Consider the following 14,164-nt stretch of genomic DNA (forward strand, 5'->3'; position numbering starts at 1 on the left):
GATGCAAGGTGAGTCCCGCCCTTGACTCGTGCCCCGGAGGGGCACGAGAGAGTCGCGTCGCGGCCTTCATCACGTCATCCCGGGGAACGCGTTCCCGCGTCGTTTGTAGGAATCGGATGGGGCCCATATCGCTAGAGGAAGTCCCGTAAGTATATGGAGAGAGACAAAAACAAAAGGGGTTAGCGGAAGCTAACCCCTTTGAACAACTTGGTGACGAGTCAGGGGTTATCACCACTCAGAATCAACCGTTACGGCTGCCCACCGCCAAAAATGTACCCTCACTTTGTACCGGTAGCCCTCATTCATTGCAAGTCTACTGACCTATTCAAATTGCTTGTTAAGTCGTCCGCTTGGGCGTTGCCCGCTTTGGTGTGGTATTTCGCTTTGAACTTTGAGCCGGTGGCTTGCGTTCGGTTTTCCCACTCGGTTCAGGTGGTGCGCTTGCCGGTATGAGCTCAAGCTGTCCTTGCCTCAGGTTTTTCAAAGACGATAAGGCGACATTAAGGGTGCGTTCGACTTCTGCGACTACTTGAGCGTGCTGTCGCCGCTCACTTTCCATGATTCGCTGCAACTCCTCCGCAGCGGGTTCCGCTTGAGTGGCCGTGACCTTCCGTCCGCTTGGGGAAGCCGGCTCGTCCAAGCGCATTTGGCAGGTCGCTCCAGGCACGATTTCGACTGAGAGCAGTTTGGGATAAAGCTTCGGGAGGTCTTTTAGCCAAGCCACCGGTTCGCGTTGACCTTCAATGAATCGATACTCCTCCCAGCACAAGTCGAAGTTTGGCGATTCCTGAAGGCTAAAGCTGGCGCGGAGTAAGCGCTCGATTGAGTTGCTCGCCCGTATCCATTCTCTATCCCAGTGCTTTGGTCCAGCCAAGCCTGCTAGTAGCCCAAACCAAGCGTACGAACCCGGGTATCGGGCCTTAAATTCATCCAGCAAGCTGATGTGACTGCTGCCAGAACCGACCCAGACCGCAAATGCGGCGAGGTGCAGGGGCATTAGTCGGTGCGTCGTGGAATCCGTTGCCGCAAGTGCTTGAAGTGCGATTACGGCGCGTTCAAACTCGATGACTCTCTGTTCCAAAGAGCCGGAAGAAATCTCAGCGATTTTCAAGGCAACTCGAGAATAATCGCTGGGAACCTCAAGTTTGCCAATTGACCCGTTGCCATCTAAGGCGGCCATGACAAATCGCACTACGCCGGAGATTTCCCGGGCTTTCGGGAGTTGGTCGTCGACGAAACTCCAGATTGGCGCCAGGTCATCGACCGGTAGAAGCCGCTTTACAAACAGCCCTGAGCGCGAGACCAAGCGGAGGCGTTGCACTGTTGAAGCCATGGCCGGAGCTTGCGACCCATAGAGCATAGATGCGCGTGCTTGTGTGAAACTAAAGCATGCGTACGCTCGAGACATTGGAAGGTTGCGGACTTGAAAGTCGGCGTCGCCCTGGGCTAGCATCTCGCCTAAGACGACGCTTGGCCAAATAGCATCTTTTCCCGGATAAACACGCTCAGTTTTTATCTTCTTCGCCAATTCCCAGTCGTCGAAGCCTAACACCCGCGATGTCTGGCTGATTGGAAAGCACTCTGGCGCGTAAGTGGAAACCCAGGCGAGCAACTGCGCAGCTTCGGATTCGCGGACTATGGTGATAGCGGCCCCATTTTCTGTGCGATTCTTGGGAAAGCCGACGGCGTAGGTCCCTGCTAACGATTGTTCAGGTTCGCCCATCCGATTGCCATCCATCGCCGCAGACGAACGGGCAAATAGCGCCTCTGGCAGTTGGCTCGGGGGAATTGAGAACCAATCAAACTGGTGATGCGTCATTGATGGGTTCCCATTAGTCGAATAGATTCTTAAGGTCTGGGACAGTCGGCTTAGCGAAGGCCGATGCTAAAGAGGGTGGTAACGAGTCGCTGTAGTAGACGGTTAAAGACGTCTTCGCTCGAGTCACTGCCGTAAAAATTAGTGCCCGGCGCGCCAACGGTCCTTTAATCATCCGCTCCGCCGCTAAAAGGTGAACAGACCGAAATTCGGTCCCTTTTGCCGAATGGCATGTCAAAACAAAGATTCGTTTTTCGGTCTCGAAACTTCTGCCGTTTTCGTCGTGATAGCTGACAAGGTTCGCGAAATCAGCAGCATCCAAATGGGCGCGCAGAGTATCCAGGTTCCCGTGCTTGAACGTGGGAAGCAAAATTCCGATTCCTTCTCCAGGATAGGCTTTCAACTGCGTCTTGATGTTTTTGACCAATTCCTCGCACTGCGTGTTGAAGTCTTGGCAATCTATGCCGCGAGCCGTAGAGGGCATTTTCCCCTCTGGGTATTGACTTTTCTGAAGTAGCGGCTCGTCTCCTTCAGACGGCGGATAAACTTTGTCCGCCACTACGCAAATTGCGTGTCCAATTCGATAATGGAAATCGAGCGTTGATTGAGTGAAATTCAGATCCTGGGCTGCAGCTATACCGGACCCAGCATATATTTTTTGTCGGGTATCGCCAGCTACGATTAAGCGAGGCGTTAACCGGGAAAGAACTTCCAACTCTAGACTTTTCAAGTCCTGTATTTCATCGACGGCAATTGCTTCATAGTAGTCGTTCGGTAACCCGGAGGTCGCCTGATTGAGCGCGTCGGCATAATAGTCACGCGCTTCGTCATACTCGGCGGGTGCCCCGGCGAGTAGTGACGGCATGTGGTCGGCTATTATTTGTTTGGACCAGCCGGCGAACGTCATTATTTGACTCGTCTCGATAAGTTTTTTCGCGCCTACGCCCGTTCGGATGAACTCGGCAAGGCTTCTACCTAGCGTCAAAAACAGAACGTTTCGTTTTCCGGCGCTCGAAAGCCACTGCATCCGGAGTATCAATAGATTCGTTTTTCCGCATCCAGGGGGGCCTTGGACGAGATAATTTCCCTCGACTGGGAGTGCAACAATCTTTTGCTGCTGCTTGTCCATCTCATTCGGGTCTTTCCACCAGCTACCTTCCATGTCTGTCCCCGTTATGCCAGCTTAAGTTCAAGTCCATACACCGCGCCTGGGTCTTCGGCGGTTTCGATCTGATTCATCGCTTCAGTTGCGAGGCGGATAAATGCGTTTTTTAGGGCTTCGGTTGCCGCCGGCGCGTTCGATGCAGACTCCGACAACAGGCTAACCTCTGCCCCGTCGCCTTCAAACCTCGCTCGCCCCGTAGAACGAGCGAGACGACCTCGCACAGTCAACCCGGCTTCTTCCCCATCTGACCAGCGAGCTTCGATGGACATGTCTACGGCTAGGTCAGTATCTGGCAAGTGGAAGCGCAGGAGCGCAGCGCAGCTGGGTTCCGGCTGTCCTATAGGTTCAAGCTGCGTGCCAGGAAACGACTCGCGAACCTGCATACCGAGAGCGGTGACTACCGTGGTCAAAGCTTGCTCTCTGGCCAATTGCGTGCGAATACGCTCCTGTTCGGCTGCGACGTGTTCCGGCCGCTCGGCGCCCAAGCGCTGCAGTCGTCGCCTGAGTTCTGTCTCCGGGTCGTCGCCCGGTGGCGCGAAATCCCCCCAGCTGACAAGGCGGAGTCGACGAGTCAAGTCCTTCGCAAGGCAATGAGAAGCCAACGTGCATAACGATGGCGGAACGTGCCCATCAGGATTAACGTCCGGAGTCTTTCGTAGGACAGCCATGGCGACGGCGTACCGATTACCAGTCTCCACCTCGTCTGCGAAAAGTTGCTTTTGCATTATCAAATCATGCATCACTGCGCCGATTTGATAAAAAGTCAGCCCGCGCCACAGCTCCGGTGACGGCTCCGTTAGCCGGAACAGGTACTCTGGCGAGCTGTACTGTGCGGTGGCCAGAAACGGTCGCCGGTGGCCGTGATCGGTCCCATCGGCACCGCCAGCAGCCTTATCGGAGTCGAAAGGACGGACCACTCCGAGGTCAATAAGCTTCAAGGCAGAAAAGTCCGCGCTAACCATGATGTTGTGCGGTTTGATGTCCCGGTGCACGAGCCCCACGTCTTCGAGATAGCGCGTCGCATCGACCAGTTGTGAAATCAGGTTTTGAATTAGCGCGCGAGGAACTTTGTCCAAGCATTTACTCAACTCGTGCCACGGGAGATATTCCATATGGACGAAGCACGTGTCGACTGCAAATTCAATGTCGTGAACCTGTACCAAGGTCGGACAAGAGTGGCCGACCAATTTGAGCTGAAGGTCGATTCGTCGGCGCTCCGCAGTTCCCTCATCACCGAGAAAGAATGCGGGGTCGTAAACTTTTAGGGCAACATCTTTACCATCGACCTTTACTAGGAAAACTGCGGCTGAGCCACCTGACCCGAGCTCCTTGACTATCTCGCCGCCTTTTGAAGCAAGATATGCTTCGGCTGTACTCTGAAGCGCTGCCAGTTTTTCTTTGTTCATTTCAGGCATTGGACCTCCAGCAACCGCAAGCGGTCTGTTCTCTCATTTTGGTGTTCTATGAAGTGACGTCTCTGAGATTCTAATGTATTTGATGTGAGGAAATCTCCTTGGAAAACACGTTTTTTACGCTTCAGCCGCTCTCGCAGACCTCTTTCTATTTCTTCATCTTTTTGGCGCATACCCGAGGTCCGATTCAAACAACGCTTGTCCTGAAGGCGAGAGTGCAAAGTGCCGCATAGCAGCACACTCGGCGAATCGTTAGCAATCTGGGAAGTAGATGTAATGGTTGCGCTTCTTCAACTGGCTCGTGAAATTGGCGGCCTCCAGCTCCGCAGTCCTTACCTGAATCAACTCGGGCGGAAGGTGATGTAGCGCAGTTCGGAAATGAATCTCTGGGTCGTCGTCCCATGGCAGCGGGAAGGCCAACAGCGCCGAAAATTTCGCCAGCCCGTCGATGAAGTGGGATAGTGCATCATCGTTTGCCTTGGCGTTTTATCCTGGCGATGTCAGCAACGGTAAGCGGAAAGTTAATTTTTTCCGAGCCCTTTCCGGTTCTCACTTCCAACTTGGCTTCGCCCAGAGCTACGACAGCAGCAATCGTAGCAAGATGGGTAGTAGCTAAGAGCCTGCGGTCATCTGCATAAAGGTCGCTAACATAAATATCGGACGTGTTTTTAAGGAATCTTAGATTAAGAAAGTAGCTCGCGGAAACCCCGAATGCTTGACAAAAATCACAACAGATCAGAGAGTTCAGAGCGTGCGGTAGCTTCCTTCGAATAAGGGATGACCCATGCATGAAGCGTCCGGTTGTATGACGCATACGACAACACTGAAAGGCGTTCTCTGTGAGAAGGATTGTCACTCTTAAGTAAGAACGATTTCTTGTAGCGTTCGATCTTTAGCTTTGTCGTGGCTGCAGGATCTACAAATTTCGACGATTCCCCAGATGCGGCATCGGTTACTTTTGCAGTAACGCTTTCCTCATTGATGTCTTGAGAAAACCTCAATTTATTCACAACCCGAAGTATCTGCGTGCATGCTGGATTGACTGCAGCCTCCCAATTTGAATCGCGGCGATGAGATTCATACTTGGTTGGACTAAAACCGAAAAGATCTGTGGGTAGTCGCATTCTCTCGGAGTCGGGAATGAGAAAAAAACATCGCTCTTGCCCAAGTCGACCAATGAAGAGACCAAGCTCGAAAAGAACATTGTCTCGCACGACGTGGTCTGCTGCAGATCTCATGATCGAGACGTCGTCGGGACTAAATACGAAAATCGCAAAATCCGAATCATGGAGCATCCCCATCAAATCGGACAATGTGGACGAAGACGGTTGGAAAACACCGTCTTTCCAAACGGTGCATTCGGCGTCGTTGGTTAGATTCGAATGAATTGCATTCGCAATTGAAATTCCCTCTCGGGATGAACCAATAAAGATCCTGGGTTTCATAATTTTTCTGATGTCTAATGTTCGCGTTTTCGAATGTCTTGGTGGGGCTTCGATTCTCTTGATCCTAGTCCTGCTTCCATCTTTGCCAAGCCTTGCTCCTGCAACCCGGATCGTATAGCGCTTTTCTCGAATTTAACGCTGGGACGCAAATTTTGACTTTTAACGATTTTTAAACATGAAACGTAAAATAAACGTCAATGCCAGGGTGCTAGCTTTTGGGGCAGGCGAGAAAACGATGCGGCCGGGCGCGTAATCAATAATATCGAGCTACCAAATTCGGAGAGGCGGCCGGATCGGTCGCCTGAACCCTGTATCCGATTCATAGTCACAATCCGCGCGCTTTCCATTCGAGGGCGCCCAAAATCTCGATTTGTAACAATCAGTTGATTTGCTGTGCAGCTAATTTAGCCGAGAATGCTAAACCAAAGACTAACCATCAATTTTGCTGAGCAGCAAACGATCGATGACCGAAGATTTCTGCGACGTCTTGGTTAGCTGGTTTGTAACCGCATTCGAAGAGGCGACCGGAAACACCATATCCACAGACCGGCGCCACGAAGTGGCATTCCAACGGCGGGCTCTATCCGCCGTCTTGTAGACACGCCGTATACACATTCGTGAAAACGCGCTACAGTGTGTCTATGCGGTATCTACCGGACGCCGCAGTTGTTTTGAAATCTAACGGCTACGAAAGCCGCTCAATAAGGAGCCGACGCATGGCACTTCAACAGGTGAAGCGGTGGGGCAACAGCCTCGCCGTGAGAATTCCTGCAGGGCTCGCAGAAACTCTGCGCCTGCAGGAAGACACGGACGTAGAGGTGAGCGCAGAAGATGGCGCTCTTGTAATTAAACCAGCGGGCGTGAAAAAGTTCTCGATGGCGCGCTTTCTTGAGGAAGGTCCGGCGCGCAAGCGAGAGCGACAGGTCGATCCGTTGCTGGATGACGAGCCGATGGGTTCAGAGGCCGGCGGCCCGGATGACCCCGCCCGCAATGACGCGTGGTGATAAATGGACGATGGCATTCCAGAGGCCGGTGAGGTGTGGTGGGTGCAGTTAGCGCCAACGATGGGAACTGAGCAGAGCGGCAAGCGGCCGTTTCTTGTGATTAGCCCGAAAGCAGTCAACGGCGTGATCCATCGGGTCATCGGCGTGACGATCTCGAGGACGAATCACGAGTGGCAGACCGAAATTCCGCTCTCAACGCTTCCCGAGCCTTGCGTTGCTCAGGCTGACCAGATTCGGTCGGTCGATATCGAGGCCAGAAAGGCTGAGTTTCGCGGGCACAAGGTGACAGAAGCGGAGCTGGAATCGGTGAGAGATGCGGTGCGACCGCTAATCGGTTTGTAACGATCAAGGGGCTCGGAAACAAGCCATTTTTGTCGAGTTAGGTGAGGCGGCGACGCTGCCTTAGCGGATGGTGGTGCGCGACAATTGGAAGGTCGACCGGCCATCATAGTTGTCGCGCAACCGGAAATCGTAGTTGACGATATCCAGTGTTGGCGGAACGTAAACACCGCTTCGCGGCGTGAGCATGCAGCCTTCCTACCGTAAATACTGCTCGAGCCCACCAAGAGCAAAGGTGCGACCGTCGGCCGGTCGGTGTGCTGACAACAGCTATACGCAAACGTATTATGTGTATCTGTTGTGCATACACAAAGGAGAAGCTTTATGCATGACGTCTCCATAAATTTACGTGCGCTACCCGAACAGCGCGACCTGATCGACCATGCGGCCAATCTGCTGGGCAAGAATCGCTCGGACTTCATGCTGGAAGCTGCATGCGAGCGCGCGCAAGCTATTGCGCTGGATCAGGTCTTTTTCAGCTTGGACGAGAACAGGTTCCGCGAATTCACTGCATTGCTCGACGCACCACAAACCGCCAACGCGGGCTTTGAGCGTCTGATGGCCGTCAAGGCTCCGTGGGACACGGGCAAGGAGTGAGCGTTCAACTTTCGGCACCTCAGTCGCTCGCTGCGACGCATCTACTCGATGGCTTCAATTGCGGCGAGCCATCACCGGACGATTGGCTGAGGCGGCGCGCATTGACCAACCATCTGAACGGCGCCAGTCGCACCTTCGTCGTGGTCGATCCCGACCAGTGCGTACTTGGGTTTTACGCTTTGGCGGCGGGTGCAGTCGCGCACCAAGATGCCACTAGCGCCGTCCGTCGCAACATGCCGAATCCAGTGGCAGTGATGGTGCTCGCAAGGCTCGCGGTCGATGCTTGCGTTCAGGGTATCAAGCTTGGCGCCGCCTTGCTCCAGGATGCAGTAACTCGTGTGCGATCTGTCGCAGAGAATGCCGGTGTCCGCGCGTTGCTTGTGCATGCGGTGAACGAGCGCGCGAAGCAGTTCTATGAGTACTACGGATTTAGGGCATCGCCGGTAGATTCAATGACCTTAATGCTCCCTCTAAAACGGCATCCGTAGTAGCCGCACTAGCAGCTTTAGGTCGGAAAGAGGCAAGGTGCACTGTCGCGCCCTGACCAGAACGCAAGACGCGTTCTCGGCCTGCTCACCCACATAGTCAAAAAGGCTATAACCATCAAGAACTGGCAGCACGCAGCCAAACAAAAAGCCGCTACTTCTTTCGAAGCAGCGGCTTTCTTTACAACTTGGTGGCGAATCAGGGATTCGAACCCCGGACCTGCGGATTATGATTCCGTCGCTCTAACCGGCTGAGCTAATTCGCCAAGAGATCGAGATTATGAAGAGGGTTGCGAAACCTGTCAACCCCTTCCAGGCTCATTCCTAGAGACAAAATGATCCAGCGGGCGGCCCCTCAATCCGAGTCATAAACCGCCGTCCCCCTCGTCTCCTTAACAAACAGCATCCCGATCACGAACGCGGCCAACGCGATCACAATCGGATACCACAGCCCCGAGAAAATATTCCCCTTCGCGGCCACGATAGCGAACGCCGTCGCCGGCAAGAACCCGCCGAACCAGCCATTGCCGATGTGATAAGGCAGCGACATCGACGTATACCGGATCCGCGCCGGGAACATCTCAACCAGCATCGCGGCGATAGGCCCATAAACCATCGTCACGTAGATCATCATGATGGTCAGGACGACAATCGCCATCGGCCAGTTGATCAGCGCCGGGTCAGCCTTCGCCGGATAACCCGCCGACTTCAGCGTGCCCGCCAGCGTCTTGTCGAACGCGGCGCCTTTCTCCTTCGCATCGGCGGCCTTGCCGTCAAACGTATCCACCACGGTGTCGCCCACCTTGATCTGCGCGATCGTCCCAGCCGGCGCTGCCACGTTCTCGTAGTTCAAACCAGCCTTCGACAACGCGCCCTTGGCAATATCGCAGGAGGTCGTGAACTTCGATGTCCCCACCGGGTTGAACTGGAACGAACACTCATCCGGGTTGGCTATCACGCTGATCGGCGCCTTGGCCGTCGCGGCTTCCAGCGTCGGATTGGTGTAATGAGCCAGCGCGTGAAAGAGCGGAAAGTACGTCAGTGCGGCAATCAGGCACCCGCCCATGATGATCGGCTTGCGCCCGATCTTGTCCGACAGCGACCCGAAGAACAGGAAGAACGGTGTCCCGATCAACAACGCCACCGCCACCATGATGTTGGCGCTGGTGCCATCAACCTTCAGCGTCTGCGTCAGGAAAAACAGCGTATAGAACTGGCCCGTATACCAAACCACGGCCTGTCCCATCGTCAGCCCGAACAGCGCAAGCAGCACGATCTTCAGGTTCTTCCACTGGCCGAACGCTTCGGTCAGCGGCGCTTTCGACGTCTTGCCTTCCGCCTTGATGCGCTCGAACACTGGCGATTCGTGCAGCTTCAACCGAATCCACACGGAGACGGCGAGCAGCAGGATCGACACCAGGAACGGCACACGCCAGCCCCAGGCACCGAACGTTTCCTCACCGACGGAACTCCGTACAAGCAAGATCACGATCAGCGAGATGAAAAGCCCAAGCGTCGCCGTGGTCTGGATCCACGCCGTCCACGCGCCGCGCTTGTTGGCAGGCGCATGTTCAGCCACGTAAGTCGCAGCCCCACCATATTCCCCGCCGAGCGCGAGCCCTTGCAGCAGCCGCATCGCGATGAAGAGCACAGGCGCGGCAATCCCGATCGTGCCGTATCCGGGCAGCAGCCCGACCACGAACGTGGAAAGACCCATGATCACGATGGTCACGAGGAAGGTGTACTTGCGCCCGACCATATCGCCGAGACGCCCGAACACTATCGCGCCGAACGGCCGCACGGCAAAACCCGCCGCAAAGCCGAGCAAGGTGAAGATGAAACCGGCCGTCGGATTGACGCCGGAGAAGAACGTCCTGCTTATATAGATAGCAAGCGAGCCCGCCAGATAAAAGTCATACCACTCGAACACCGTGCCTAGCGATGACGCGAAAATCACGCGCCGTTCTTCGCTCGTCATCGGTGCGTGGGAAATGCGCCCCTCGACCGTTGCCATGAAGTCGTCTCCTGTATTGATCTTTGAATGGCATCCGCGGATAGCAGCGCCGTGCAACGATTATTGGAGGGAAAACTTACGGCGTTCTGACGCCGAGCGGGTGGGCGTTAAGACGCTTCGTTATCTTGTTATTGATCTAACGTCTTCAAATATTCGTTCTTCTGCATCAATAAATTAGCTAACATCCGTCTAAATCGGGTCGTGCAAAAATGCCGGGCGAACTGCGATCAGGGTTTGTCCCGGGCAGGATAAACCCGCTTTAAGCCCACTCGGACAAGCGTTCCGGCTTGCCGCGGCGCTTCGCTGTACACGTGATCGTCAATATCGAGCGTGCCGCCGTGCATCGTCGCGATCTCCCGGACGATGGCAAGACCGAGTCCGCTGCCATCGCCTTCACGGCCAAGAATGCGATAGAACCTCTCAACCACACGCGTGCGTTCCGCTTCAGGAATGCCCAACCCCGTGTCCTCCACTTCGAGAAAGACGTGCCGCGTGTCGGACTCGTCGGTGCGCACGCGGACCGTGATTCGCCCTCCGGGCGGGGTATAGCGAATGGCGTTATCGATAAGATTCGACAGCATTTCGCGCAACATCACCGCGTTGCCTTCAACCTCGACCGGATGCGGCGGCTCCTCATAACCAATATCCATCCGCTTGGCCAACGCCGCCTGCACCCAGTCGCGCACGGCGAGCCGCGCGAGATCGGTCAACTCCACGCGCGAAAAAATCTGCCCCGACATCCGGTTCTCCGCCCGAGCCAGCGCGAGCAGTTGTGTCACCAGCCGCGCGGCGTGCTCGGAACTCGTCGCTATCTGTTCAAGCGAACGCTGCACTTCTGCCGATACATCCTGCCGCAACGCCAGCTCTGCCTGCGTCCTCAAGCCGGCGAGCGGTGTTTTCATCTGATGCGCGGCATCGGCTATGAACCGCTTCTGCAATTGCATGTTCTGCTCGAGCCGGTTGAGCAGATCGTTAAACGACGCCACCAATGGCGCGATTTCCGGCGGTGCGCGGCTGGCTTCGAGCGGTGAAAGATCATCGGGACGCCGGGCGCGAATATTCGCTTGCAGGGCATGCAGCGGCGCAAGCCCGCGCGACAACCCGAACCAGACCAGCACGATAGCCAACGGCAAAATCACGAACTGCGGCAGGATCACGCCCTTGATGATGTCGTTGGCCAACTGGCTGCGTTTATCGAGCGTCTCGGCCACCTGGACCAGCACCGGATGAGCGAGCGTCGGCGCCTCCACCGTCGTATAAGCGACGCGAATGTCGTTGCCGCGCAGCACGTCGTCACGAAATTCCACGATGCCGGGCTGTGGCCGATCATCGTCATGAGGCAAGGGCATATCGGCGTCGCCGCCCACCAGTTCACCGCGCGTCCCCAGGACCTGGAAAAACACGCTGTCCACGTTATCCGCGCGCAGGAAGTCCCGCGTGGCGTTCGGCAGCCGCAATTCCGCGACGCCATTCACCGGCGCGATCTGCCGCGCGAGCACGTAGGCATCCGTCTCAAGCGCGCGGTCGAACGGCCCGTTGGCAATCGACTTGGCAACCAGATACGTGACCGCAATACTCATGGGCCACAAGAGCAGCAGTGGCGCGAGCATCCAGTCCAGAATTTCGCCGAACAGAGAACGCGGCGCGGGCTCGCCGTCGGGCTCGAGCTCGTCGGGCGGCGCGAACGGGTTCGCGTAACGCGCGTCGCGAGAAGCGTCGGGGTCGGCTTCGGGCAAATCGGGCGAAAGGGGTGACAGCTCGCGCAACGCCGGAGCGGCGCGCTCGGGGGATGCTGGCGAGCCCATGGCGTGTTTACTCGTGGTTACTTGCTACTTGTACTGCGGGCTGGGCGAGGCAGGCTCGTCGGTATTTGCCGGGGTAGAAGGTACAGAAGCGGCTACCGCGGCAACGGCTTTTTCAAGGCTATAGCCTAACCCGCGAACGGTTATGATCCGCGCGCCGCCGGGCTCGATTTTTTTTCTTAGCCGATGGACATAGACTTCGATCGCGTTGTTGCTGACTTCCTCACCCCACTCGCAAAGGTGGTTGACGAGTTGTTCCTTCGAGACCAGCCGGCCAACCCGTTGCAACAGGACCTCAAGCACGCCGAGTTCGCGTGCCGATAACTCGATCACCTGGTCGTTGATAGACGCAATGCGTCCGACCTGATCGAACGCGAGCGCGCCATGCTTGACGACGGTGGGGCCACCGCCCGCGCCCCGTCGGGTAAGGGCGCGCACGCGGGCTTCGAGTTCGTTCAGCGCGAACGGTTTGGCCATGTAGTCGTCGGCGCCGAGGTCGAGGCCCTTGACGCGTTCATCGACACTGTCGGCGGCCGTCAGGATGAGCACGGGCATCTGGGAATTGCGTGCCCTGAGGCGTCTCAGGACCTCCAGGCCGGACATCATCGGCAGGCCCAGATCGAGGATCAAAAGGTCGAAAGTCTGGAGCGAAAGGGCAGTGTCGGCTTCCACGCCGTGCCGCACGTGATCCACGGCATAGCCCGATTGGCGGAGTGATCGAATGAGACCGTCCGCGAGTATGCTGTCGTCTTCGGCAATGAGGATTCGCATCGTAGTGTGCGCAAAAAGCATTGCCGGCACCGCAATTCGCCCGGCGCGGCGGTCTCCAGGTGTAGTGGTGTCCTGCAGGGGTCGAACGTGGCGCTGAAACTACGCGCTTCGATCGGACTTGCAAAAACACCTGTTTTTTTATACAGTGTCTGCAGCAGTGCGCCCAGCCGGGAAAAAACTCCCAAGGGCATGCGCCAGACGCCGTTCATCATAGCAAAGGACGATTCATGGAAGATAGCAAGAAAGGCCCGGGCGGGATGTCTGCAGAGAAGAGCAAGGCGCTGGCCGTCGCGCTCGCGCAGATCGAGAAGCAATTCGGCAAGGGGTCGATCATGCGGCTCGGCGCTGGCGAAGCCATTGAAGACATTCAAGTGGTCTCGACCGGTTCGCTCGGACTGGATATTGCATTGGGCGTCGGCGGTTTGCCGCGTGGACGCGTGGTGGAAATCTACGGTCCGGAATCGTCGGGCAAGACCACGCTGGCGCTGCAAGTGATTGCGGAGATGCAGAAGGTCGGTGGCACGGCAGCGTTTATTGACGCGGAACATGCGCTCGACATCGGTTACGCGCAAAAGCTTGGCGTGAGTCCGTCGGACCTGCTGATCTCGCAGCCGGACACGGGCGAGCAGGCGCTGGAAATCTGCGACGCGCTCGTGCGTTCGGGTTCCATCGACATGATCGTGATCGACTCGGTTGCGGCGCTGGTGCCGAAGGCTGAAATCGAAGGCGAAATGGGCGACTCGCTGCCTGGTTTGCAAGCACGTTTGATGTCGCAGGCGCTGCGCAAGCTGACCGGCACGATCAAGCGTACGAACTGCCTGGTGATTTTCATCAACCAGATCCGCATGAAGATTGGCGTGATGTTCGGCAATCCGGAAACCACCACGGGTGGTAACGCGCTGAAGTTCTACGCATCGGTGCGCCTGGATATTCGCCGTATTGGCTCGATCAAAAAGAATGACGAAGTGATCGGCAACGAAACCCGCGTGAAGGTGGTGAAGAACAAGGTTGCGCCGCCGTTCCGCGAAGCCATCTTCGACATCCTCTACGGCGAAGGTATTTCGCGTCAGGGCGAAATCATCGACTTGGGCGTGCAAGCCAAGCTCGTCGATAAAGCGGGCGCCTGGTACAGCTATAACGGCGAACGGATTGGTCAAGGTAAGGACAATGCACGCGAATTCCTGCGTGAGAATCCTGAAATGGCGCGTGAAATCGAAAATCGAATTCGCGAGTCGCTGGGCGTCAATGCAATGGCCGACGCAATCGCTCCGGGTGTTGCCGAAGTGGCGGATGAAGAAGAATGAGTTTTAGGCG

At 56.2% G+C, this 14,164-nt stretch carries 13 protein-coding genes and 1 tRNA gene; 5 read left to right on the forward strand and 9 right to left on the reverse strand.

Annotated elements, in window-relative coordinates; genetic code table 11:
* Positions 1-337: 337 nt before the first annotated feature.
* The 4 genes from ACSQ8V_RS02980 to ACSQ8V_RS02995 form a co-directional block, all read right to left on the reverse strand.
* A complete protein-coding gene (locus ACSQ8V_RS02980; protein WP_436204848.1) occupies positions 338-1,819 on the reverse strand; it encodes a hypothetical protein in 1,482 nt (493 codons plus the stop codon).
* Between the two features lie 13 nt (positions 1,820-1,832).
* Positions 1,833-2,978 (reverse strand): AAA family ATPase, encoded by a 1,146-nt coding sequence (locus ACSQ8V_RS02985; protein ID WP_436204849.1) that lies wholly within the window; start codon positions 2,976-2,978, stop codon positions 1,833-1,835.
* Positions 2,979-2,989: 11 nt separating this feature from the next.
* A complete protein-coding gene (locus ACSQ8V_RS02990; RefSeq protein ID WP_436204850.1) occupies positions 2,990-4,396 on the reverse strand; it encodes a protein kinase domain-containing protein in 1,407 nt (468 codons plus the stop codon).
* A 722-nt stretch (positions 4,397-5,118) separates the two neighbouring features.
* Positions 5,119-5,838, reverse strand: coding sequence for a TIR domain-containing protein (locus ACSQ8V_RS02995; RefSeq protein ID WP_436204851.1), 720 nt, complete (start codon positions 5,836-5,838; stop codon positions 5,119-5,121).
* A gap of 716 nt (positions 5,839-6,554) precedes the next feature.
* On the opposite strand from ACSQ8V_RS02995, the gene ACSQ8V_RS03000 reads away from it, so the two are divergent.
* On the forward strand, positions 6,555-6,842 hold the full coding sequence (locus ACSQ8V_RS03000; protein WP_158941168.1) for an AbrB/MazE/SpoVT family DNA-binding domain-containing protein: 288 nt from the start codon (positions 6,555-6,557) through the stop codon (positions 6,840-6,842).
* A gap of 3 nt (positions 6,843-6,845) precedes the next feature.
* Positions 6,846-7,184, forward strand: coding sequence for a type II toxin-antitoxin system PemK/MazF family toxin (locus ACSQ8V_RS03005; protein ID WP_436204852.1), 339 nt, complete (start codon positions 6,846-6,848; stop codon positions 7,182-7,184).
* A gap of 60 nt (positions 7,185-7,244) precedes the next feature.
* Here the strand turns inward: ACSQ8V_RS03005 and ACSQ8V_RS03010 are convergent, their stop codons facing one another.
* A complete protein-coding gene (locus tag ACSQ8V_RS03010) occupies positions 7,245-7,370 on the reverse strand; it encodes a hypothetical protein (protein WP_436204853.1) in 126 nt (41 codons plus the stop codon).
* 135 nt (positions 7,371-7,505) lie between these two features.
* Between ACSQ8V_RS03010 and ACSQ8V_RS03015 the strand changes: the two genes are divergently transcribed.
* Both ACSQ8V_RS03015 and ACSQ8V_RS03020 read left to right on the forward strand, forming a co-directional pair.
* Complete coding sequence (locus ACSQ8V_RS03015) at positions 7,506-7,778, forward strand: DUF1778 domain-containing protein (RefSeq protein ID WP_436204854.1); 273 nt, start codon at positions 7,506-7,508, stop codon at positions 7,776-7,778.
* Entirely contained in the window at positions 7,775-8,266 is a 492-nt protein-coding gene (locus ACSQ8V_RS03020) for a GNAT family N-acetyltransferase (RefSeq protein WP_436204855.1), read from the forward strand. Before ACSQ8V_RS03015 ends, ACSQ8V_RS03020 begins: the two co-directional genes overlap by 4 nt.
* 186 nt (positions 8,267-8,452) lie before the next feature.
* On the opposite strand, the gene ACSQ8V_RS03025 is transcribed toward ACSQ8V_RS03020, so the two are convergent.
* From ACSQ8V_RS03025 to ACSQ8V_RS03040, 4 genes are all read right to left on the reverse strand, one after another.
* Positions 8,453-8,529 (reverse strand) — tRNA-Met (locus ACSQ8V_RS03025).
* An 89-nt stretch (positions 8,530-8,618) separates the two neighbouring features.
* Positions 8,619-10,277: an MFS transporter gene (locus ACSQ8V_RS03030; RefSeq protein ID WP_436204856.1), complete on the reverse strand. Its 1,659-nt coding sequence runs from the start codon at positions 10,275-10,277 to the stop codon at positions 8,619-8,621.
* Between the two features lie 227 nt (positions 10,278-10,504).
* On the reverse strand, positions 10,505-12,082 hold the full coding sequence (locus tag ACSQ8V_RS03035; protein WP_436204857.1) for a sensor histidine kinase N-terminal domain-containing protein: 1,578 nt from the start codon (positions 12,080-12,082) through the stop codon (positions 10,505-10,507).
* A gap of 24 nt (positions 12,083-12,106) precedes the next feature.
* Positions 12,107-12,850 carry a response regulator gene (locus tag ACSQ8V_RS03040; protein WP_213767625.1) on the reverse strand — a complete coding sequence of 248 codons (744 nt, stop codon included), beginning with the start codon at positions 12,848-12,850 and terminating at the stop codon, positions 12,107-12,109.
* A gap of 227 nt (positions 12,851-13,077) precedes the next feature.
* Between ACSQ8V_RS03040 and recA the strand changes: the two genes are divergently transcribed.
* Positions 13,078-14,154 (forward strand): recombinase RecA, encoded by a 1,077-nt coding sequence (gene recA / locus ACSQ8V_RS03045; protein WP_213767626.1) that lies wholly within the window; start codon positions 13,078-13,080, stop codon positions 14,152-14,154.
* Positions 14,155-14,164 lie beyond the last annotated feature (10 nt).

This window comes from Caballeronia sp. LjRoot31, from assembly GCF_964253885.1.
Taxonomy (GTDB): Bacteria; Pseudomonadota; Gammaproteobacteria; order Burkholderiales; family Burkholderiaceae; genus Caballeronia.

Bases quoted from the DNA above. Each gene is read 5' to 3' on its own strand.
- ACSQ8V_RS02980 (WP_436204848.1), bottom strand. From the start codon at position 1,819: ATGACGCATCACCAGTTTGATTGGTTCTCAATTCCCCCGAGCCAACTG.
- ACSQ8V_RS02985 (WP_436204849.1), bottom strand. From the start codon at position 2,978: ATGGAAGGTAGCTGGTGGAAAGACCCGAATGAGATGGACAAGCAGCAG.
- ACSQ8V_RS02990 (WP_436204850.1), bottom strand. From the start codon at position 4,396: ATGCCTGAAATGAACAAAGAAAAACTGGCAGCGCTTCAGAGTACAGCC.
- ACSQ8V_RS02995 (WP_436204851.1), bottom strand. From the start codon at position 5,838: ATGAAACCCAGGATCTTTATTGGTTCATCCCGAGAGGGAATTTCAATT.
- ACSQ8V_RS03000 (WP_158941168.1), top strand. From the start codon at position 6,555: ATGGCACTTCAACAGGTGAAGCGGTGGGGCAACAGCCTCGCCGTGAGA.
- ACSQ8V_RS03005 (WP_436204852.1), top strand. From the start codon at position 6,846: ATGGACGATGGCATTCCAGAGGCCGGTGAGGTGTGGTGGGTGCAGTTA.
- ACSQ8V_RS03010 (WP_436204853.1), bottom strand. From the start codon at position 7,370: ATGCTCACGCCGCGAAGCGGTGTTTACGTTCCGCCAACACTGGATATC.
- ACSQ8V_RS03015 (WP_436204854.1), top strand. From the start codon at position 7,506: ATGCATGACGTCTCCATAAATTTACGTGCGCTACCCGAACAGCGCGAC.
- ACSQ8V_RS03030 (WP_436204856.1), bottom strand. From the start codon at position 10,277: ATGGCAACGGTCGAGGGGCGCATTTCCCACGCACCGATGACGAGCGAA.
- ACSQ8V_RS03035 (WP_436204857.1), bottom strand. From the start codon at position 12,082: ATGGGCTCGCCAGCATCCCCCGAGCGCGCCGCTCCGGCGTTGCGCGAG.
- ACSQ8V_RS03040 (WP_213767625.1), bottom strand. From the start codon at position 12,850: ATGCGAATCCTCATTGCCGAAGACGACAGCATACTCGCGGACGGTCTC.
- recA (WP_213767626.1), top strand. From the start codon at position 13,078: ATGGAAGATAGCAAGAAAGGCCCGGGCGGGATGTCTGCAGAGAAGAGC.